General features: G+C 61.2%; 19 protein-coding genes. 14 read left to right on the top strand and 5 right to left on the bottom strand.

Going from position 1 to position 19,773, the window contains the following annotated elements:
* Nucleotides 1-291: P-II family nitrogen regulator (locus tag WB650_RS19260; protein WP_423961645.1), on the top strand; the 291-nt coding region annotated here is incomplete at its 5' end.
* 113 nt (nt 292-404) lie between these two features.
* Here WB650_RS19260 and WB650_RS19255 read toward each other — a convergent pair.
* On the bottom strand, nt 405-1,628 hold the full coding sequence (locus WB650_RS19255) for an acyl-CoA dehydrogenase family protein (protein ID WP_422306547.1): 1,224 nt from the start codon (nt 1,626-1,628) through the stop codon (nt 405-407).
* A 146-nt stretch (nt 1,629-1,774) separates the two neighbouring features.
* Here WB650_RS19255 and WB650_RS19250 point away from each other — a divergent pair, with 146 nt between their 5' ends.
* The 5 genes from WB650_RS19250 to WB650_RS19230 all read left to right on the top strand — a co-directional run bounded on the left by WB650_RS19250 (nt 1,775) and on the right by WB650_RS19230 (nt 5,901).
* The gene (locus tag WB650_RS19250; protein ID WP_422306545.1) at nt 1,775-2,173 is read left to right on the top strand and encodes a type II toxin-antitoxin system VapC family toxin; all 399 of its coding nucleotides are present in this window, start codon (nt 1,775-1,777) and stop codon (nt 2,171-2,173) included.
* Nucleotides 2,170-2,457, top strand: coding sequence for a type II toxin-antitoxin system Phd/YefM family antitoxin (locus WB650_RS19245; RefSeq protein ID WP_422306543.1), 288 nt, complete (start codon nt 2,170-2,172; stop codon nt 2,455-2,457). The genes WB650_RS19250 and WB650_RS19245 overlap by 4 nt, the downstream gene beginning before the upstream one ends.
* 87 nt (nt 2,458-2,544) lie before the next feature.
* On the top strand, nt 2,545-3,168 hold the full coding sequence (locus WB650_RS19240; RefSeq protein WP_422306541.1) for a glutathione S-transferase N-terminal domain-containing protein: 624 nt from the start codon (nt 2,545-2,547) through the stop codon (nt 3,166-3,168).
* A 256-nt stretch (nt 3,169-3,424) separates the two neighbouring features.
* The gene (locus tag WB650_RS19235; protein ID WP_423961642.1) at nt 3,425-4,663 is read left to right on the top strand and encodes a CaiB/BaiF CoA transferase family protein; all 1,239 of its coding nucleotides are present in this window, start codon (nt 3,425-3,427) and stop codon (nt 4,661-4,663) included.
* Nucleotides 4,660-5,901: a CaiB/BaiF CoA transferase family protein gene (locus WB650_RS19230; protein ID WP_423961640.1), complete on the top strand. Its 1,242-nt coding sequence runs from the start codon at nt 4,660-4,662 to the stop codon at nt 5,899-5,901. Before WB650_RS19235 ends, WB650_RS19230 begins: the two co-directional genes overlap by 4 nt.
* Here WB650_RS19230 and WB650_RS19225 read toward each other — a convergent pair.
* On the bottom strand, nt 5,898-6,230 hold the full coding sequence (locus WB650_RS19225; protein ID WP_422306535.1) for a hypothetical protein: 333 nt from the start codon (nt 6,228-6,230) through the stop codon (nt 5,898-5,900). The two genes, WB650_RS19230 and WB650_RS19225, sit on opposite strands and share 4 nt — an antisense overlap.
* A 163-nt stretch (nt 6,231-6,393) precedes the next feature.
* On the opposite strand from WB650_RS19225, the gene WB650_RS19220 reads away from it, so the two are divergent.
* From WB650_RS19220 to ppdK, 3 genes are all read left to right on the top strand, one after another.
* Nucleotides 6,394-6,930: a metallophosphoesterase family protein gene (locus WB650_RS19220; protein WP_422306533.1), complete on the top strand. Its 537-nt coding sequence runs from the start codon at nt 6,394-6,396 to the stop codon at nt 6,928-6,930.
* Between the two features lie 77 nt (nt 6,931-7,007).
* Nucleotides 7,008-8,306: a glycine--tRNA ligase gene (locus WB650_RS19215; protein ID WP_423961648.1), complete on the top strand. Its 1,299-nt coding sequence runs from the start codon at nt 7,008-7,010 to the stop codon at nt 8,304-8,306.
* Between the two features lie 64 nt (nt 8,307-8,370).
* The gene (gene ppdK / locus WB650_RS19210) at nt 8,371-11,118 is read left to right on the top strand and encodes a pyruvate, phosphate dikinase (protein WP_422306876.1); all 2,748 of its coding nucleotides are present in this window, start codon (nt 8,371-8,373) and stop codon (nt 11,116-11,118) included.
* Between the two features lie 152 nt (nt 11,119-11,270).
* On the opposite strand, the gene WB650_RS19205 is transcribed toward ppdK, so the two are convergent.
* The 3 genes from WB650_RS19205 to WB650_RS19195 form a co-directional block, all read right to left on the bottom strand.
* A complete protein-coding gene (locus tag WB650_RS19205) occupies nt 11,271-12,113 on the bottom strand; it encodes an isocitrate lyase/PEP mutase family protein (RefSeq protein ID WP_423961638.1) in 843 nt (280 codons plus the stop codon).
* Between the two features lie 18 nt (nt 12,114-12,131).
* On the bottom strand, nt 12,132-13,040 hold the full coding sequence (locus WB650_RS19200; protein WP_422306874.1) for a S1C family serine protease: 909 nt from the start codon (nt 13,038-13,040) through the stop codon (nt 12,132-12,134).
* A gap of 119 nt (nt 13,041-13,159) precedes the next feature.
* Complete coding sequence (locus WB650_RS19195) at nt 13,160-13,573, bottom strand: hypothetical protein (RefSeq protein WP_423961635.1); 414 nt, start codon at nt 13,571-13,573, stop codon at nt 13,160-13,162.
* A gap of 329 nt (nt 13,574-13,902) precedes the next feature.
* Between WB650_RS19195 and WB650_RS19190 the strand changes: the two genes are divergently transcribed.
* Genes WB650_RS19190 through thiL form a run of 5 tightly spaced genes read left to right on the top strand, consistent with a single transcriptional unit; the run spans nt 13,903 to nt 19,766 of the window.
* Nucleotides 13,903-15,006 carry a hypothetical protein gene (locus WB650_RS19190; protein WP_422307442.1) on the top strand — a complete coding sequence of 368 codons (1,104 nt, stop codon included), beginning with the start codon at nt 13,903-13,905 and terminating at the stop codon, nt 15,004-15,006.
* Nucleotides 15,003-16,193: an acyl-CoA reductase gene (locus tag WB650_RS19185; protein WP_422307440.1), complete on the top strand. Its 1,191-nt coding sequence runs from the start codon at nt 15,003-15,005 to the stop codon at nt 16,191-16,193. The genes WB650_RS19190 and WB650_RS19185 overlap by 4 nt, the downstream gene beginning before the upstream one ends.
* Nucleotides 16,190-17,395: an aspartate aminotransferase family protein gene (locus WB650_RS19180; RefSeq protein WP_422307438.1), complete on the top strand. Its 1,206-nt coding sequence runs from the start codon at nt 16,190-16,192 to the stop codon at nt 17,393-17,395. Before WB650_RS19185 ends, WB650_RS19180 begins: the two co-directional genes overlap by 4 nt.
* Nucleotides 17,396-17,448: 53 nt before the next feature.
* Nucleotides 17,449-18,765: a sensor histidine kinase gene (locus WB650_RS19175; RefSeq protein ID WP_422307436.1), complete on the top strand. Its 1,317-nt coding sequence runs from the start codon at nt 17,449-17,451 to the stop codon at nt 18,763-18,765.
* Nucleotides 18,762-19,766: a thiamine-phosphate kinase gene (gene thiL / locus WB650_RS19170; protein ID WP_422307434.1), complete on the top strand. Its 1,005-nt coding sequence runs from the start codon at nt 18,762-18,764 to the stop codon at nt 19,764-19,766. The genes WB650_RS19175 and thiL overlap by 4 nt, the downstream gene beginning before the upstream one ends.
* Nucleotides 19,767-19,773: the final 7 nt, after the last annotated feature.

The raw sequence follows: 19,773 nt of genomic DNA, 5'->3' as shown, positions 1-19,773 counted from the left end.
AAAGAGGCCCTGTCGAGTATCGGGGTGCAGGGTCTCACGGTCAGCGAGGTCAAAGGATTCGGCCGTCAGAAGGGGCATACCGAGCTGTACCGCGGCGCCGAATACGTCGTGGATTTTCTGCCCAAGGTCAAGCTCGAAATAATCGTCTCGGACGAGCTGGCAGCGCAGGTGGTTGAGACTATCGAGCGCGCGGCGCGAACCGGCAGAATCGGCGACGGCAAAATCTTCGTAATGCCGATGGAAGAAGTCGTGCGTATCCGCACCGGCGAGCGCGGCGTCAACGCGCTCTAACAATTCCGTCCGATAACCTTTCGCGAAAGACGCGCCGCGCGGATTTGGCGTCTTCTCTTATACTGGGTGCAGGGGTCACCCCTGCCGCCCACCGCGCAGGTGATTTATTTGATTCATTTTCCCTTCTTCGTGATACCGCGGCCGAAGTCCCACTTGCGGCCTTTCTTGAACTCGCTCACGATCCGTCGCGATACGACCATCCGATGTACTTCGTCGGGCCCATCGTAAATTCGTGCGAAGCGCGCATGACGGTACATCCGGGCCAAAGGAGTGTCCTCCGACACGCCCATAGCGCCATGCACCTGGATTGCGCGATCGATCACGTCGTGCAGCACCTTCGCGCCGAAGAACTTGATCAGTGATATCTCGACGCGCGCCTCGTCGCCCGCGTCGATTTTCGCGGCTGCGTTGAGCGTGAGCAATCGCGCGGCCTGGATCTCGGCGGCCGAATCAGCAATCCAGTTCTGAATCGTCTGCTTGTCGGACAGCGGGCCGCCAAACGCCTGTCGATTGATTGCCCGATCCACCATCAGCTCGAACGCGCGCTGCGCCTGCCCCAGCCATCGCATGCAATGGTAGATGCGGCCGGGGCCGAGCCGCTTTTGCGCGATCGTGAACGCCTGCCCGCGCGGACCGAGCAGGTTGGTCAGCGGCACTCGCACGTCGGTATATTTGATCTCGCAATGCCCGCCCGACGTCTCGCCCATCACGGGCACGATGCGCACGATCTGGTAGCCCTTGGTATCCGTGGGCACGACGATCATACTGAAGCGCTCGTGCGCGGGCGCGTCGGGCTCCGTCACGCACATCACGGTCGAAAACGCCGCCACGTTGGCGCCGCTGGTGAACCACTTGTGCCCGTTGATCACCCATTCGTCGCCGTCCTGCACTGCGCGCGTGCGCAATCCGGTCGGGTCGGCGCCGGATACTTCGGGCTCGGTCATTGAGAAGCTCGGATAGATGTCGCCGTTGACCAGCGGCGCGAGCCAGCGCTTTTTCTGTTCGGGATTTCCGTACAGGTGCAGCATGGTGGCGTCCTGCGCCGAGTGCGTCCCGAGGCCGGCGATCGCGTACTCGCTGCGCCCGACGATTTCATTGACGAATACGTAAGGCATGAACTCGAGCCCGCCGCCGCCGATCTCTTTTGGCAATCCGAGCGCCCACAGCCCGCGCTTTTTCGCCTCGGCCTGTATCGATTTGAACGTGCGCGACGCTTCCTCGCCGCCGCGCTCGAGAATCTTTTCGTTGGGATAAATCAGCTCGTCGAGAAATCCGGAAACGCGATTGCGCAGATCCTGAACTTCAGGACTAGCTTCGATTTCAGCAACACTTTGCATGGCGGTTCTCCTCGCGGTCAGAAAGCGCGTGCATTCGGATCGTTATCGCGCATCACAGGTTCCTGACAAGCGCGAAACGCGCGGCAAAAATGCGGCCATGCGCACAATGGCATTCCACCTCTAGACTATTGTACAATTGAACAAGTATGGAAATAGTAATCGATACTTCGGTTATTATCGCGGTCCTGGTCCGAGAGCCTCATCGCGCGGCTCTGATACGAGCGACCGCTGCCGCAGAGTTGATTGCGCCGCTCTCCGTGCATTGGGAAATAGGAAATGCATTTTCCGCCATGTTCAAACGTCGGCGAATTACCTTGCGCGCCGCGCAGCGTGCACTCTCGTCGTATCAGCAGATTCCTATCCGCTTTTCTGATGTTGAGCTCGAGCGAACGCTCGAAGTCGCGCATGATCTTGGTCTCTACGCTTATGATGCATACGTGCTCGTCTGCGCGCTGCAGCATCGCTGCCCCGTACTTTCGCTCGATCAGGGCTTGGTGGCCGCTGCAACCGACGCCGGAATAAAAGTAATGGAGATACCGCAATGACGGTCTATACATTTTCCGAAGCGCGCCAGAAGTTCGCGGCGATTCTCGAGCGGGCGCGTCGGGAAGGCGCGGTGCGCGTGAAACGCCGCGACGGCCAGGTCTTTATCATCCAGCCGGACCGATCGCCTCACTCGCCGCTCGACGTGGCCGGCGTCGACACCGACCTTTCCGCCAAAGAGATTGTCGATATAATTCGTGAGATGCGCCAGCACGAGAGTGCAGCACATCATATCGGGAACCCACGCAGAACAATCCGCAAAGCGGCAAGGAAGAAACCCCGTTAGGGATCGCAGAAAAATTCTCACAGTGGGCTGCGATTGGCCCGTGTGATAGCAACGAACAATCACTATGCGCAGAAAGGAAGTACCACTATGATCGATCTCTACACTTGGACGACGCCTAATGGCCGCAAGCCTGCGATCATGCTCGAGGAATGCGGGCTCGAGTACTCGGTTCATCCGATCAACATCCGCAACGGCGATCAGTTCAAGCCGGAGTACGTGAAGATTTGTCCGAACAGCAAGATTCCCGCGATCGTCGATCGTGACGCGGGCGTCTCGATTTTTGAGTCGGGCGCGATACTCGTTCATCTGGCGGAAAAGACCGGGAAGTTCCTGCCCGCGAAAGATCCCGGGCGCGCCAAAGTGCTCGAATGGCTTTTCTGGCAGATGGCAAATGTCGGTCCGATGTTCGGACAGGCGGGCCATTTCGTCAACGCGGCGCCTGAAAAGATTTCGTACGCGATCGATCGCTACGCCAACGAATCAGCGCGCCTGATCAAGGTGCTCGACAGTCAGTTGGCGAATAACGAATACATGGCGGGCGCATACTCAATCGCAGATATCGCCACCTATCCGTGGGTCGTCGTCGGCTTTCCGGCGATCAAGGCGGTGAAGCCCGACGCAGTTGGCGAAGGCGCAAACGTCGCACGATGGCTAGCCGCAGTCGGCGAGCGTCCCGCTGTGAAGAAGGGTATGGAAGTGCCGAAGGTCTAGGTTCGAGCAGCAGCGTTAGCGATTGCTCGAACCCATCAGCGCAGCGGGATATCTCCTCCGGCCGCGACGCCTTCCGGCGCGACCTCGTCGGCGCGCGTGCTTGCCCATCGACTGAGCATCGTAGCGCGGCCCGTATAAATCCGACATGCCCATTCATCCGAGAGATCGCCGACCCAGTCAATCCGCTGCTTCCAATTTTTCTGGTTTTCATTTTTTCAGTCTGCGTCACTCTCGTACCTGAGTACAGCAATTTCATTTGACAGCGCGCGTCTCGATGCGCTCGATTACGCGAATGCGGTATCGCGCGCTCAGCGACATTCGCGTCGTCGATCTCACTCACTTTATCGCGGGTCCGTACGCGACCAAGTTGCTGGCGGACATGGGCGCCGAGGTCGTCAAGGTTGAGCCTCCATGGGGCGACGGCGGACGCAAGCTCGGGCCGCATCGCGCGGCCGATGAAGATCGCGACGGCCTGTTCGCGTTTCTCAATCTCAACAAACGCGGCGTCACGCTTAACCTCAAGCATGAGCGCGGCTGCGAACTTCTCGCGAGACTGCTCGACGGCGCCGATCTCCTGATTGAAAATTTCGCACCCGGCACTCTCGCGGCGCTTGGTCTCGCGCCCGACGAGTTAATCGCGAAGTTTCCGAAGCTGTCGGTAATTTCGATTTCGAATTTCGGGCAGGACGGGCCGGAGCGCGACGGCAAGCTGAACGATCTGGTGCTGTTCGCGCGCGGCGGATGGACGTTTCCCGTAGGCGAGCGCGATCGCGAACCGCTGACGCCGCCTGGCTCGCTCGCGCAATACGTCGCGGCGCTCTATGGCGCGATTGCCGCAATGCAAGCGCTGGCCGCGCGCGATTTGGGACTTGGGCACGGCCAACATATCGACGTCTCGATTCTCGAGGCGACAGTCGCGACGATGATCTACGAGACCGTCACGTTTCAGTACACCGGGATCGTGCGCAGCCGCGCAGGCAAGCGCTTCGCGGTCGGTCCGTTCTTGATCGTGACGCTCAAATGCAAAGACGGATACGCGGGCCTGCATTGCGTGACCGACAAGCAGTTCCAAGGGCTGTGCGATCTGATGGGACGGCGCGAGCTTGCTTCCGATCCGCGGTTCAATAGCGCGCTGAACCGGATGCTCAACAACGATGCGCTGCTTGAAATCGTCGAAGCGTTTTTCATCGGGCGCGAACGCAAGTGGCTGTACCGCGAGGGGCAGCGCCGCGCGATTCCGCTCGTGCCGATTCCGAGCGTAGCCGAGGTGCTGGAGTGGGAGCAGACGCGAGCGCGCAATTATTTCGAGACGATCGACGATCCGGTGCTCGGCAAGTTTCGAGTGCCGGGAACGCCGTTGCGACTGACTTCGCATCGCGCTGAAGCGTCGCGGCCGGCGCCGCGACTGGGCGAGCACAATCGCGAAATATTCGGTGGGCGACTGGGATTGAGCGACGCTGAAATCGAGACATTGAAAAGAGCGGGCGCAATATGAATTCAATCTTCGACGGCAAGCTTCGGGTGCTCGACATCTCGATGGGATGGGCGGGGCCGCTGGTCGGCCAGATGTTCGCCGAGATGGGCGCCGATGTGATCAAGGTCGAGGATACCCATCACTTCGACTGGTGGCGCGGTTCGCTCTCGATGGCGCCGCCGGAGATGCAACCGATCGAACGCGCCGCGGTCTTCAATACCGCCAATCGCGGCAAGCGAGGAGTCACCCTCGACCTCGCCAGCGCGCGCGGAATCGAAATCCTGAAACGGATGATCGAAGTCTCTGACGTCCTGGTCGAGAATTTCAGTCCCGGTGTGATGGATCGGCTCGGGCTCGGCTACCAATCGGTGAGCGCGATTAATCCGCGGCTCATCATGATCTCGATGCCGTCGTTTGGGAGCGACGGTCCTGAATGCAACGCGCGTGGCTACGGCAACACGGTCGAGGCGATGGCGGGAGTGACGGGCCTGACCGGTTACCACGACGGCACGGGGCAGCGTTACACGCTCAGCAACGCGCTGGGCGATCCGGTCGGCGGATTGCATGGCGTGTTCGCGCTGATGGTGGCGATTCGCGAGCGCGAACGGACGGGGCGCGGGCAGTTGATCGAGCTGGCGCAGGTCGAGTCGCTGATTCCGTTCGTTACCGATGCGATGCTCGATTTTCAATTCACTGGAAAAGTGGCGGCGGCGCGCGGCAACCGGCATCGCGAGCACGCGCCCCACGGAATTTACCGTTGCGCGGAAGAAGACAACTGGATTGCGCTCGCCTGCGAGACCAACGATCAGTGGCGAAGCCTCGCGCATGCGTTGGGAATTGACGACCAGCGGTTCGCGACTGCGTCGGAGCGGAAAGCCGACGAGGATGCGCTCGATACGGAATTGTCGCGCGCGCTCGCGCCGCTGAACGCCGAGGACTGCGTCGCGCGTCTTCGCGATGCGGGAGTTCTCGCAGCGCCGGTGAATCCAGCGTCGGCGGTGATGGCCGATCCGCAAATCCAGAGCCGCGAATATTTTGTCGCGATCGATCGCGCCGTCGTCGGGACGCATCTCTATCCGGGCGCCGTCGCACGTATTCCGGAGACTCCGTTGCGCGCCGACAATCCCGCGCCGCTGCTGGGCGAGCATAACCGGCAGGTCTTCGCGGAAACGCTCGGGATGACCGACGATGAGGTCGCGGAGCTCGAGCGGATCGGCGTGATTGGATCGAGTCCGCGGCAGTATCGGGTGACGTCCTAGCGGACGTTGTCTCTTGCGACGAAACCTTTCAGGCCTTTGAACTCGCCGTCGGTGACTTCTATCTGAGCACCCCTCTCGTCGCTGCTGACGATTCGCACCGGGGTGTTGTTGTCGACCTGCCTGGCGGCCAGGCCTTCGCCGAGGCCTCCGATCATTCCGCCGACTCCCCCCTGCTTTTTCAAATCGACCAGTTTGATGAAGGTGGCCTCGTCGGGATAGACGGCTACAGTGCTCTCGCCGTTGTGCGCGACCAGCTTGTGACCGCATCCTCCAAGCGCGAGCATACCTCCAATCACGAATGCGCAGATGACGAGCGTCGAAATTCGCATCGAGAGTTCACCTCTATCGCGGGTTCTAGCATGAGCTTCAGGAAAACGGCCATATCTTTGTGTGGATAGATTCGTGTTGCTGACGAAAATTGCGGGGGGTTTGGGGGCGTGATAAGCTTCGGGATTCGCGCTCGGCGGGCGTGTGCGCCCGGAGCGAATCGTAATGCGAATCGGGCTTATCTCTGACACTCATATCCCCGAAGCCTGCGAGCATCTCCCGGAAAAGGTGTTCGAGGTGTTTGCCGGGATCGATCTCGTGATGCATGCGGGCGACGTTTACGTGAATCGCGTACTCGACGAGTTGTCGGCGATTGCACCGGTTATCGCGGCGCTCGGGAATGGCGATGAAGGCCTCGATGGGCATCGCTATCGGCTCGAGGCCGACGACCGCGTGCGCGAGGCACACCTGCTCGAGATCGCAGGCGTGCGAATCGGTCTGGTGCATGCGATTCCGACGCCGGATGAAACGTCCGACGAAGTGTTCGCGCGCGCGATGAATACGCAATTCGGCGGGCCGGTGGACGTCGTCGTGCAGGGTCACAGTCACGTCGAGGGTGTAACGCGATTCGGTGCGACGCTGGTGGTCAATCCGGGCAGTGCCACGCTGCCGCGAAATCTTGTTGGAGTACCGGGAACGGTCGCGATACTCGAAATCGGAAACGGCGGCGAGGTCTCCGCCGAAATAATCAGCCTGGGCTAGTCCGGCTGTCACGCACGATCCAGGAGGGATTTTTGTCTGCGGAAAACGCAGTGCCCGCGACCAAACGCGCGGTCACGATGGAAAAACTGGTTAACCTGTGCAAGCGGCGCGGAATTGTTTTCCCGACCAGCGACATCTACGGGGGACTTGGATCGACGTTCGACTACGGCCCGCTAGGGGTCGAGCTTAAGCGCAACGTCAAGGAAGCGTGGTGGCGCGAGATGGTCCAGTACCGCAGCGACGTGCTGGGGCTGGACTCGGCGATTTTTCAGCATCCGCGAACCTGGGAAGCGTCGGGGCATCTGCAGAATTTCACCGACCCGCTGGTCGATTGCAAAGAGTGCAAGAATCGTTTTCGCGCCGATCATATTGAAGGTACAAAATGCCCCGAGTGCGGTGGCGAACTGACGCCGGCGCGCAATTTCAACCTGATGTTCAAGACCTTCATGGGGCCGGTCGAAGAGACTGCTTCGGTGGTCTACCTGCGGCCGGAAACCGCGCAGGGAATTTTTTCGAACTTCGAGAACATCGTGGACACGCAGCGAGTCAAGCTGCCGTTCGGCGTCGCGCAGCAGGGCAAATCGTTCCGCAACGAAATCACCACCGAGAATTTTATTTTCCGCACCCGCGAGTTCGAGCAGATGGAGATGGAGTTCTTCGTCCGTCCCGACACGGCGGAGGAAGAGAAGTGGTATCGATACTGGGTCGATTTCCGATTCAACTGGCACGTGAAGTTCGGAATCAAGGCCGACCATCTGCGCAAGCGTGAGCATGCGAGCGATGAGTTGTCGCATTATTCGAGCGGCACTACCGATATCGAGTTTTTGTATCCGTTCGGATGGGGCGAGTTGGAGGGCGTGGCCAAACGCGGCAGCTTCGACCTTGATCAGCACGCGAAGTTCAGCGGCAAGGACCTGACCTACTTCGATGAAGATACCAAGACCCGTTTTCGGCCGTGGGTGATCGAGCCGGCGCTCGGCGTCGATCGCGCGATGCTCGCGTTCATGCTCGATGCGTACGACGAGGACGTGGTCGATAACGAGGAGCGAATTGTGCTGCGGCTCGATCCACGACTCGCGCCGATTAAAGTTGCGGTGTATCCGCTGCTGCGTAAGGCTGGACAACCCGAGAAAGCGATCGCGATTCGTGACGCGTTGAAGCGGCATTTCACGGTTGCCTACGATCAAGCGGGATCGATTGGCCGGCGCTATCGGCGTCAGGATGAAGTCGGGACGCCGTACGGCGTGACGATCGATCATCAGACGATGGAAGACGACACGGTGACGATCCGCGATCGCGATGCGATGACGCAGGAGCGCGTGCCGGTCGCGCGGCTGGTCGAAGTGATCGCAGATCGAATCGGCTGGACCCGTTAAAAACTAACAAATTTAAAATTGTCGCCGCACGGTTTTGATGCGGTGAAGGGAGCAACGATTTCACATGGGTCGCATTCATCCTGAGATCTACTTTTTCGGCGCGGGCGTGGCGGAAGGACGCGCCGAGATGCGCAATCTGCTGGGCGGTAAGGGCGCGAACCTCGCTGAGATGGCGCGGCTCAAGCTGCCGGTGCCGCCGGGGTTCACGATCTCGACCAAGGTCTGCAACTACTTTTACGATCACGGCCACAAGTATCCGAAGGGGCTGACCGAAGGCGTGGCGAAGAGCGTCGCGCGGGTCGAGAAAGCGCTCGGGCGCAAGTTCGGCGATGCGAAGAATCCGCTGCTGGTGTCGGTGCGATCGGGCGCGCGCGTTTCGATGCCGGGAATGATGGACACCGTGCTGAATCTCGGACTCACCGACGAGACTGTAAAGGGGCTCGAACAAATCAGCGGCAACCCGCGCTTTGCGTGGGACTCATACCGGCGCTTCTGCCAAATGTTCGGCGACGTCGTGCTCAAGCTGAAGCCGGAGAACAAGAACGATCCGGATCCGTTCGAGGAAATTATCGATCACAAGAAGGCGACGCGCGGGGTCAAGAACGACACTGACCTGAACGTCGACGACTTGCAGGAACTGGTCGGCGAGTTTCGCGCGCTGATTCGATCGCGCGTCGGGCGCGACATCCCCCAGGATCCGCGCGAGCAGCTTTGGATGGCGATTGGCGCGGTGTTCGACTCGTGGCACAACGATCGCGCGATCACCTACCGGAAGATCAACAATATCCCGGGCGACTGGGGCACCGCCGTCACGGTGCAATCGATGGTGTTCGGGAATCTCGGCGACGATTGCGCGACCGGCGTTGCGTTCACGCGCGATCCCGGCACCGGCGAGAAGGGAATCTACGGGGAGTATCTGCCGAACGCGCAGGGCGAGGACGTCGTCGCTGGCATCCGCACCGGCCGGCAGATCAGTGTTAAGGCGGGGCGCGAGTGGGCTAAACGCGCGGGAATCGATGAGGCTGAGCGCGCGGCGCAATTTCCGACGCTCGAGGAAAGTTTTCCGGACGTCTACAAGCAGCTGCTGCAAATCTCGACGCGGCTTGAAAAGCATTTTCGCGATACGCAGGACATGGAATTTACGATCGAGCGCAATCGCCTGTTCATGCTGCAGACGCGCAATGGCAAGCGGACGGCTCAGGCTGCGGTCCGAATCGCTGTCGATATGGCCGACGAAAAATTGATCGATCGCAAGACCGCGCTAAAGCGCGTCGAGCCGGAACAGCTCGAACAGTTTCTGCATCCGCGGCTCGACCCGTCGAGCAAAAAGCACGTGATCGCCCGCGGGCTACCGGCGTCGCCGGGCGCAGTCAACGGCGAAGTGGTTTTTTCGGCGGACGAAGCCGTTGCCGTCGCGGAGGCCGGGCGCAAAGTAATCCTGGTGCGACTCGAGACCTCGCCGGAAGACATCCACGGAATGCAGGTGGCGGAAGGAATCCTCACGGCGCGCGGCGGGATGACCAGTCATGCGGCTGTTGTCGCGCGCGGGATGGGCAAGTCGTGCGTGGCGGGAGTCTCAGCGCTCGAGATCGACTACGGCGCGGGCACACTGTCGGCCAACGGCGCGGTGATTCGTCGCGGCGAGTACATCACGCTCGACGGATCGGCGGGCGAAGTGATCGAGGGGCGGGTGCCGACGGTCGAGCCCGAGATGCCGGCGTACTTCAAAAAATTTCTGTCGTGGGCGGACGCGGTGCGCAAGCTGGGAGTGCGCGCCAATGCCGACACTCCCGATGACGCGAAGATCGCGCGCGACTTTGGTGCCGAAGGAATCGGGCTCTGCCGCACCGAGCATATGTTTTTCGATCCCCAGCGAATATCTGCGGTGCGCGAAATGATCATGGCGGAGAACGCGCAGCAACGCGGGCGCGCGCTGGCGAAGATCCTGCCGATGCAGCGCGAGGACTTCGTCGGAATCCTGAAGGCGATGCAGGGATTGCCGGTCACGATTCGGTTGCTCGATCCACCGCTGCACGAATTTATCCCGCACGAGGACAATGAGCTGCGCGACCTGGCGGCAAAGATCGGCACCACCCTCGAGCATCTGAAGCAGGTGCGCGCGAGCTTGTTCGAGGTGAATCCGATGTTGGGGCATCGCGGGTCGCGGCTCGGAATCAGCTTCCCGGAGATTTACCAGGCGCAGGCGCGCGCGATTATCGAGGCGGCGTGCGAGCTGCGCAGGCAAGGCGTCAAGGCGATGCCCGAAATCATGCTGCCGCTGATCGGCGAGCGTCGCGAATTCGACATCCTGGCGGCGCAGATTCGCGAAGTGGCGGACGCCGTGTTCAAGGAGCGCGGGATGAAGGTGGCGTACACGATCGGCACGATGATCGAAGTGCCACGCGCGTGCGTGGTCGCAGATCAAATCGGCGAGGTTGCGGAATTCTTTTCGTTCGGGACCAACGACTTGACGCAGATGACATATGGGATCTCGCGCGATGACTCGGGAAAATTTCTTCCAGACTACATTCGCACCGGGGTCTACCAGAAAGACCCGTTTGCGGAACTCGATCCGGTGGGCGTCGGCGAGTTGATGCGAATTGGAATCGAGCGCGGGCGCAAGTCGAACAAGAAATTGAAGATCGGGATTTGCGGGGAGCACGGCGGCGATCCCGCCAGCGTCAAGCTGTGTCATCGCCTGGGCCTCGACTACGTATCGTGCTCGCCGTATCGGATTCCGGTAGCGCGGCTGGCAGCGGCGCAGGCGGCGATTGAAGCGTCGCAGAAGAAGGCGGCGTTCAAGGACGTATAGCGGAGAGGCACGGAACCTAATCCCTAAGCCCTCCCTCGAGGGAAGGGGAACAATCGCAGAGAGAAGCGGAATCTTGAATCGCGCGCGAAAACATCGCGCGATGTATTCGGATCCTCACCTTCGATCCTCTCCCATTCTGGGAGAGGGGAAGCCTAGTCGGTATATTTTTTTTCGAGCGACTGGTAGTCCGCGACGCCCATCGTCTCGACGAAGGCTTCGAATACCTGCGAGCTGGTGCCAACTCCTAGTTTGCCGGTGCGCTTCAGGTCGGTCATTGCGGAGCGGATCGCGTCGTATATCGTCAGCATCGTGCCGATGTGGATGGTTATCTTGAATGAATATTTTTTCAGGTCGTCGATGGGCAGCAGGTCGCCGTTGTAGATTAGCGGAAGGTCACCGAGTTTTTCCGCGTATTGCTTCAGGTCGTCGAGGGTTTTGATTCCGTCGACGAAGATTAGGTCAGCGCCGGCTTCGCGATAGGCGTGCGCGCGGCGGATTGCGTCGTCCCATCCGTTGACGGCGAGCGCGTCGGTGCGGGCGATCACTACGAGATTCCTGTCGCGGCGGGCGTCGCAGGCCGCGCGTACCTTCGGGACCATATCTTCCATCGCGATGACCTGCTTGCCGGCGAGGAAACCGCATCGCTTGGGGAACACCTGGTCTTCGATGTGGAGAGCCGATGCCCCCGCGTCTTCGTACTCACGCACGGTGCGCCATACGTTGAGCGGATTGCCGTAGCCGGTGTCGGCGTCGCAGATGACAGGGACATTTACCGACTGAGAGATTGCGCGTGCATTGGCGACCATCTCAGTCATCGTGAGCAGGCCGAGGTCGGGATATCCGCGCGCGGCTGCCGTGCCGAAGCCGGTCATGTAGACCGCATCGAAGCCGGCGGCGGCCGCGAGTTTTGCCTGCAGGCAGTCGTAGACGAAGGGCGCCACGATCATTTCGGGGCCGGCGAGCAAGTCGCGCAGTCGCGCTCTTTGTTCATTCATCGGGACGCTCCGTGAATTTCAGGCGAAGTAATCTTCGGCGCGGATGGCGGGAATATCGAGCTGGTAGACGCGATTGTTGCGCAGGACCTTGAGGTTGACGTTTTCGCCGGGGCGATGATTGCGGAGCGCCTCGTAGAGCACGCGCCGGTCGTTCACGTCGGTGTCGTCGATCGAGATGACGAGGTCGCCCTGCTGGAGGCCGGCTTTCTCGCCGGGACCGCCCGGCATGACGCCCGCGATAACGACATGCTCGCGCAGTGTGTAAGAGAGCACGCCGAGCCACGCGCGGGGAGTGGCGGTGGTGCGGCGGCCGTGTTTGATCAGCTCGTCGCGCACGGCGAGGAAACTTTCGCCCGGCACGCCAAGAATCGCGCGGCTCAGATCGGCGAAGTTCAGGTAGTTGATGCCGACCAGCTGCGCCTGGAGATTGCAAATCGGTCCACCGCTCATCCCGATGTTCAGCGATGATGCGGTGACGCAGACGCATTTGTCGAGTACGAACTCCCACACGGCGTCGAAGGGGCCGAGGTAGGTGATGATGCCGCAATCGGCGCATCGCTTTTCGCCGCCGAGACTCGAGACGGTAAACGCCTCCTGCCCGGCGACGCATTTTTCCGACGAGATAACTTCGATGCTGGGGAGCTTATCGCGATCGATCTGCAGCAGGCCGATGCCGGTGCTGTAGTCCTTGCCGACGATTTTAGCTTCGAGCTGCTCGCCGCCGGGCATCGTGACGATCACGTTTTTCGCGCCGAGCAGCAGGTAGTGCACGGTAAGGATCAAGCCGTCGGGGCTGACTACCGTGCCGGTGCCGCGGCGGTCGGTACCGAGGCCAATCGCGGTCGAGACATGCGTCGGCGGGATATGCGAATGCACGCCGACGGTGGCGCGCAGAACTTTCTCGAGCAGGAATGGGGGTGCGTTCACAACGATTTCCTGCGAATTAGGCTAGGACCGCGCACCCGTGGTTTCAAGCGCGATTGTGATCGAAAAAAAGAGGCGGTCCCTGGCGAGGCCGCCTCGTTACAATGAGAACGAGTAGTGTTTTACTTCGTGTTCTGCGCTGGCGCGTCGGGCATCGCGGTTTCGTTGGCGCGAATAGTAAGGGTCTGGAGCGCCTCGCCAAGGTCGAGCTCGCTGTACTTCTGATTCGAATACAACTCGTCGAGCCGCTTGACGGCCTGGTTCGCGCTCACGTCACCCATCGAGAGTTGTCCCGAGAGCTGATGGATAATGCGGCGGGCGCCCTTCCAATGAAAAAGGTCAGCGGCGGAATTGAGCACGTCGAGCTTGCCGACACTGACGCGCATCGCGTCGGAATAGCCGTTAACGTAACCGTCTTTGGCGGCGGTATTGAGGCGGTTCCAGAAACTGCCATCGTGACTCACATTGGGGGACGCGAAAGCTAAGGCCCAACTAGCCATAAAGCCAAGCATGACGCCGGCGACAAATTTCTTCATTTCGCGATGATTCTCCCCGATCCTATGGCAGCCGTTTAGCAAAGTTACGTATCTGTCGCAAAAACGTTACATCAAAGATTGGGTGTGAATAGAACGGCAATGCTTGCGTATTCTCGCTGTAACCTGTCGAAAGCCCCGCTCGCCCGGTCCTTTTGACCACCACCGAGGCATCCCCGCCACCCATCAACAGGACCGAGTGTAGAACATTTTGCGATCAAGGTAAATATGACGATTCAGGGCCTCAGAAGGTGCTTTCGGGGACCGACAGGATTGAATGGGCGCGCGCGGCGGTGCCATGATCGAGCGCGTCCAGCCGTGGCGACAAGCCGATGTCCATCTACCAACAGGTCCTCACGTTTATCCACAGGCCCGAGCCTGAATCGTTCGAGCGTCTCGCGCTGGACGTCTTTCGGCATCAATTCGAAACAGTCGGCGCGTACAGGAGCTATTGCGAGGGGCGCAGGATCCAGCCGGACGCGGTTGGCGGCGTCGATGATATCCCGGCGGTCAGCAATGTCGCGTTCAAGTATGCATGCCTCGCGAGCGACCGCGCGGAGCGGTCGCCTGATGCGGCCGTTTTTCTCACCAGCGGGACCACGCAGGGTCGTGAGCGGCGCGGGCGTCATGTCGTGGCGCGGCCGGATATTTATCGCGCGTCGGCTATGGCCCATCTGCGCACGATGCTGTTCCCCGACGCACGGCGCATGGCGATTCTCGCGATGCATCCGACGGCTGACGTGATGCCGGAGTCGTCGCTGTCAGCGATGATCAGCTGGAGTATCGAAGAGTTCGGGACGCGCAGGATTTTGACGGCAGCGTCGCGCGAACGGGTCGATGCAGCGGAGGCGATCGCGTTTCTTGCCTACTGCGAGGCGCGCCGAGAGCCGGTCTGCATCATGGGGACGACGGCGGCCTTTGCGGCGCTGGCATCCGGGCTGAGGAGCGGTAATCGCAAAATTCGGCTCGCGGCAGGCTCGCGAATGATGGATACCGGCGGGGCGAAGGGGCAGATCGTGCCGATGCCAGCCTCGGAGGTTATTGCGCAGGCAGGAGATTTGCTGGCGATCGCGCCTGCGATGGTGATCAACGAATACGGGATGACGGAACTGAGCTCGCAGCTCTACGACGCGACCTCGTTCAATTGTCCCCGCGCGTTGACTGCGGAGGAGAGATACAAAATTCCACCGCCGTGGCTGCACGTGACGGCACGGGATCCCATGACGTTGCGGCCGATGCCAGACGGCGAAGTTGGGATGCTGACGTTTTTCGATCTCGCCAATGTCGGATCGGTATCCGCCGTCATGACGGAGGACCTGGGATACGTCGAGCGCGGACGGGTTCACGTGCTGGGCAGAGCGGCGGGCGAAGCGCGAGGCTGCGCGCTCGGGATCGGGGAATTCGCGGCGGCTGAAGCGGCAGAGGATATTCGATGAGCGCGACGTCAGCGTCGAGCGAGATACGCGTGTTGCGGGCAGAAAATGTCGGCCTTGGCGCCGATCGAATGGCCGATGCACTGGCGCGTGCGTTCGAGCGCTGGCGCGACCGCAATTACGCTCGGCGACGCGATGCGATCGCGGCAATCGCGGACTTGGCGGGATATTCGGTGGCGATGCTCGAAAATTCGATCGACGCGCTGCTGAAGCCGTTTACAAGCGATGCGTTGAAGGCGATGGCGGCGCGCGTTTCCGCGGATAATAGAGACGGCAAACCGAAGACGGTAGGATTTATCGCGGCGGGTAATGTTGTGGGCGCGGGGATCCACGAGATTGCGATCGCGCTGATTGCAGGCGCGCGCGTGCTGATCAAAACGGCGTCGGCCGAGCCGATATTTTTAGCGGAGTTCGCGCGGACGCTGGATGAAATCGATCGCGAGGCTGGCACGCGTGTCGAGGTGTTTAACTGGGGCCGCAGGCGCACCGACCTTACCGATGAGTTAATTGCGAAATGCGAGCGCGTAGTTGCGTACGGCGACGATGCGACGATCGCGTCGCTCCGCCCCCGGTCCGACGTGATCGGATTTGGCAGTCGCGTCAGCGCGGCGCTTATCGACGCGTCGTGCATTGACGGCGTCGCTGAACTGCTGGCGCGCGACGTCGCGTTGTTCGAACAACTCGGCTGCTTGTCCCTCCATCAGGTGTTCGTCGTGAGTCCTGACGTTAGTGCGGCGCGCGACTTGGCAATCCGAATGTCAGCGGCACTCGAACGGATTGGCGATTCGATGCTGCCGGCGCGCATCCCATTGCGCGACGCTGCTGAAATACGCGGAGTCCGCGAGCGTGCGCGTTGGCGTGCGATTGCGGGCGATCCGGTCGAGCTGTTTGAGGGACCCGGATTCGAATGGACGGTGGTTTTCGAGGCCAAGGCAGATTCGTTCAAAGTATCGCCGGGATTCAGAACAGTTCACGTGACCGCAGTGAGCGATCTCGCAGAGTTTCGCGAGTCCATCGGAAATATGTCGAGACGGATTGAGGCAATGGCGGTCGCCGGCGACGACTGCGAAATCGAAACACGGGCGATGGGCATTCCGTACGTTTGCGCGCCCGGCGAAATGCAATCGCCGCCGCTTGATTGGCGGCACGGTGGCGGCGAGTTCCTCGACGTTATGGTGGGACCGCGATGACCCAGCTTGGCGATTACTTCCGCCAGAACCTCGCGCAGACGTCTGACTGCCCGATTGGGCTTGAGATTTCTCGCGCCGAAGGTTCTTGGCTGGTCGCGTCCGACGGGCGGCGCTATCTGGATTTTATCGCGGGAATCGGAGTGTCTGCGTTAGGCCATGGAAACGCCGAAGTGCTTGAGGCTATCGCGGCGCAGGCGCGACGCCATCTGCACGTCATGGTGTACGGCGAGTACATGATCGAGAGCCAGGTGATGTTGGCGCGGCGCCTGGTCGAACTCCTGCCACCGCCGCTCGAGCGCGTTTATTTCACCAACAGCGGCGCGGAGGCGATCGAATGCGCGCTGAAGGTGGCGCGCAAGTTCACCGGACGCGCGGGCTTCGTCGCGTTCGATGGCGCGTATCACGGTGACACGATGGGGGCGCTCGCGCTGGCTGGAAATCGCGCGATGCGCGAGCCGTTCGGCGCGCTGCCCGGACCTGTGACGCACCTGCCGTACGACAACGAAAACCAAAGCGCGCTCGATAAGATCGATTCGACGATCGCCGCAGTGGTTGTCGAGCCAATTCAGGCTGAGGGCGGCGTGCGCATTCCGGAGACAGGATTCATTCGCGCGATCCGTGAGCGATGCGATCGCGCGGGCGCGCTGCTTATCTTTGACGAAGTTCTGACGGGCTTCGGCCGCACCGGCAAGATGTTCGCGCTCGAGCATTTTGGCGTCGTGCCCGACATTATCGTGATGGCGAAGGCACTGGGCGGCGGTCTGCCGCTGGGCGCGTTATGCAGCCGCAACGAGGTTCTCGGCACGCTCTCGCATGATCCGCCGCTCGGACACATCACGACGTTTGGGGGCCATCCGCTTTCTTGCGCGGCCGGATTGGCTAGTCTGAACGTGATCTTGCGCGAGCGCCTGCACGAGCGCGCCGCGACTATTGGCAAGGAGATCGTGCGAAGCTTGTTGGCGATGCGCGCGCCGGAAATCGCGGCAGTGCGCGGACTTGGTATGATCATCGGAATTGAGTTTCGCGATTCGGCCGTGGCGCATCGATTTGTCGCTGCGACTCTGGCCCGCGGGGTAGTCGTGAACTGGACGCTAAATGCGGACAACGTAGTGCGGCTCGCGCCGGTGCTGACGATCGCGCCGGACGAGGTAAATTTTGCAATGAGCGCAATGACGACAGCACTTGATGCGATCAGGTGCTGAAGTCACGATTAGAGGTTCGGGGGCCGGCATGGGGAATTGCCGGGGGAGCCTGGGTGGCGGAAGGCAGCAAATACAACGGCTCATCGGAGCCGACACTTTTGGGGCGCAGCCGCGTCACTTCGGAGTTCAACTGGACCGAAGATGACGAGGAATCGCTGCGAGTCCTGAAGCTCGCCGGCGCGCTCGGAATCTTCATGCTGCTGGCGTACCTCGCGTACGATCAGCAAGTGCTGGGAAAGTCTGCGCCGGGGACCGACCCCCACTGGTTGATCCTGGCCGCCACCTGCCTGCTCTTCGGTCTGTCATGGACGCGTTCGTTCAAGCGGCGCTGGAAACTCTGGATCCTGCTCTACAACCTGGTTCTGATCGCGACGTTAATACTGATCAGCCGGGAGACCGGAGATCCGGAGTCGCGCTTTATCGCGATCATGCTGTGTCCGCTGGCAACCGCGGCGTTCGTGAGCTGGGGCACGCGCTGGCAGTTCGCAATGGCTGCGACGGCGGTACTGGGCTACGCGGCGGGTGAATATTATGTGCCGATCGAATCGCCGTACCGGATGTACCGCTGGATGGGCCTGGGCGCTGCGGTGATCTTCGCTCAATACACGTCGATCTTTATCGAGCGGTACCGCCGGCGTCTCAGGAAACAGGTCGAAGACCTCGAGGAAGCGGCGCGGTTTCGGCAGACCCAAATCGCGACGATGGCGCATGACATCCGCAGCCCGGTCGCGGCGCTGAGCGGCTACGTCAACCTGCTCGAGGATGTCGACACCAGTCCAAAGGAGCGGACCGACCTGCTCGGACGAATCGGTTCGACTGCGTGGAACATGGATCTGGTGGTGAGCAACGTGCTGGACTACTACGAGGCGCAGGACGACGACATCGTCGCGTCGCCGGCGGAGCTGGATCCGAATCAACTGCTCAGCGAGATCGCCGAAGATTGCGGGTTGCAGGCGCGGCGTCGACGCCTGAATCTTCGCATCGAGATCACGCGGTTGCCCGCATGCATGCTCGATAGCCGCCACTTCCAGCGGATAGTGAGAAACATCCTCGCGTATGCGCTCGGCAGGACGGCGACGGGAGACGTCACGTTGCGGGCCGGGGTGCGAAATGAAGCGATCGCGATCGAAGTCACTGACACCGGCCCTACTCTTTCGCAGGAGCAACTCGATGCGCTGTTCCAGCGGCCCAACAGAAACGGTAATAGCAGCGCCGCGCGCGGACTCGGACTGTATATCGCGCGCAGGATGGCGGAGGCGGCAGGAGGACGGACCCACGCCCGCTTCGCGGACGGCAGGCGAGGACTGACTCTCGTCGTGGAATTTCCGATTGTGGTGCAACCGACCAATGCGAAAGCGCGCACGCCGTGAGGAAACTGTCCGTCGCGTCCGGCAAACTCTCCAGCGAATTCGAACTGATCGCGCGACTCACCGCGGACATCCGTCACAGCCGTCGCACGATTCTCGGCGTCGGCGACGATTGCGCGATCGTCTCGCGGCCGCGCGGATCGACGCTGTTTACGATCGACAGCATGGTCGAGAATGTTCATTTCGATCTGCGATGGTGTCCGCCGCAAGCTCTTGGCGCGCGCGCGCTCGCGATCAACCTGAGCGACATCGCGGCCATGGGCGGACGCCCGACGGCGTGCGTCGTGAACCTCGGCGTGCGTGAAGGAATTACGTCGCGGACCCTCGAGCGAATCTACTCGGGCCTGCGCGATGCTGCGCGCGAATCCTCCACCGATATAGTTGGCGGCAATGTTACGCGCTCGCGCGAGCTGTCGATTACGATCGCGCTGCTGGGCGAAGTCGGACGCGGTGTGATGCGCCGGGATGCGGCGCGGCCCGGCGACGAAATTTTCGTGACTGGCACGCTCGGCGATGCGGCGCTCGGCTGGCGAATCCTGGCGGGCAAGTTGAAGGCTGGCGGAAATACAAAACGAGATCGCGCGGCGAGAAAATATCTCGTCGAACGATTTCTGCGTCCACACGCGCGGCTGTATGCGGGGCAACGTCTCGCGGCTCTCAGGCCCGTGCCCGCCGCGATCGACATCAGCGACGGACTCATGCAGGACCTGAGTCACATCCTCGAGCGAAGCGGCGTCGGCGCTGAACTCGACGCGTCGCGAATACCGGTCTCGCCGGCCTACCGCGCGTTGATGGGCGATGACCTCGCGCATACGCTCACGGGCGGCGAGGACTACGAACTGGTCTTCTGCGTGAAGCCCGGCCATAGCGAATCCGAACTGTCGCGGCGCTTGCGCGTCGGTGTGCGGCGAATCGGCACGATCGTTCGGGGCAAGCGGCTGAACGTGATTGGTGCTAGCGCGCCGATTGTCGCAGGATGGGATCAGTTGCGGTCGCGCGGCTAAATGGAAC

Source organism: Binatus sp. (SeqCode) (assembly GCF_049584895.1).
Classification (GTDB): Bacteria; Desulfobacterota; Binatia; order Binatales; family Binataceae; genus Binatus.
Note: the sequence above shows the minus strand (reverse complement) of the source record. Positions and strands in the feature narration are given on the sequence as shown.

Coding starts and splice junctions, on each gene's coding strand:
- WB650_RS19255 (WP_422306547.1), bottom strand. CDS start 1,628: ATGCAAAGTGTTGCTGAAATCGAAGCTAGTCCTGAAGTTCAGGATCTG.
- WB650_RS19250 (WP_422306545.1), top strand. CDS start 1,775: ATGGAAATAGTAATCGATACTTCGGTTATTATCGCGGTCCTGGTCCGA.
- WB650_RS19245 (WP_422306543.1), top strand. CDS start 2,170: ATGACGGTCTATACATTTTCCGAAGCGCGCCAGAAGTTCGCGGCGATT.
- WB650_RS19240 (WP_422306541.1), top strand. CDS start 2,545: ATGATCGATCTCTACACTTGGACGACGCCTAATGGCCGCAAGCCTGCG.
- WB650_RS19230 (WP_423961640.1), top strand. CDS start 4,660: ATGAATTCAATCTTCGACGGCAAGCTTCGGGTGCTCGACATCTCGATG.
- WB650_RS19225 (WP_422306535.1), bottom strand. CDS start 6,230: ATGCGAATTTCGACGCTCGTCATCTGCGCATTCGTGATTGGAGGTATG.
- WB650_RS19220 (WP_422306533.1), top strand. CDS start 6,394: ATGCGAATCGGGCTTATCTCTGACACTCATATCCCCGAAGCCTGCGAG.
- WB650_RS19215 (WP_423961648.1), top strand. CDS start 7,008: ATGGAAAAACTGGTTAACCTGTGCAAGCGGCGCGGAATTGTTTTCCCG.
- ppdK (WP_422306876.1), top strand. CDS start 8,371: ATGGGTCGCATTCATCCTGAGATCTACTTTTTCGGCGCGGGCGTGGCG.
- WB650_RS19205 (WP_423961638.1), bottom strand. CDS start 12,113: ATGAATGAACAAAGAGCGCGACTGCGCGACTTGCTCGCCGGCCCCGAA.
- WB650_RS19195 (WP_423961635.1), bottom strand. CDS start 13,573: ATGAAGAAATTTGTCGCCGGCGTCATGCTTGGCTTTATGGCTAGTTGG.
- WB650_RS19190 (WP_422307442.1), top strand. CDS start 13,903: ATGTCCATCTACCAACAGGTCCTCACGTTTATCCACAGGCCCGAGCCT.
- WB650_RS19185 (WP_422307440.1), top strand. CDS start 15,003: ATGAGCGCGACGTCAGCGTCGAGCGAGATACGCGTGTTGCGGGCAGAA.
- WB650_RS19180 (WP_422307438.1), top strand. CDS start 16,190: ATGACCCAGCTTGGCGATTACTTCCGCCAGAACCTCGCGCAGACGTCT.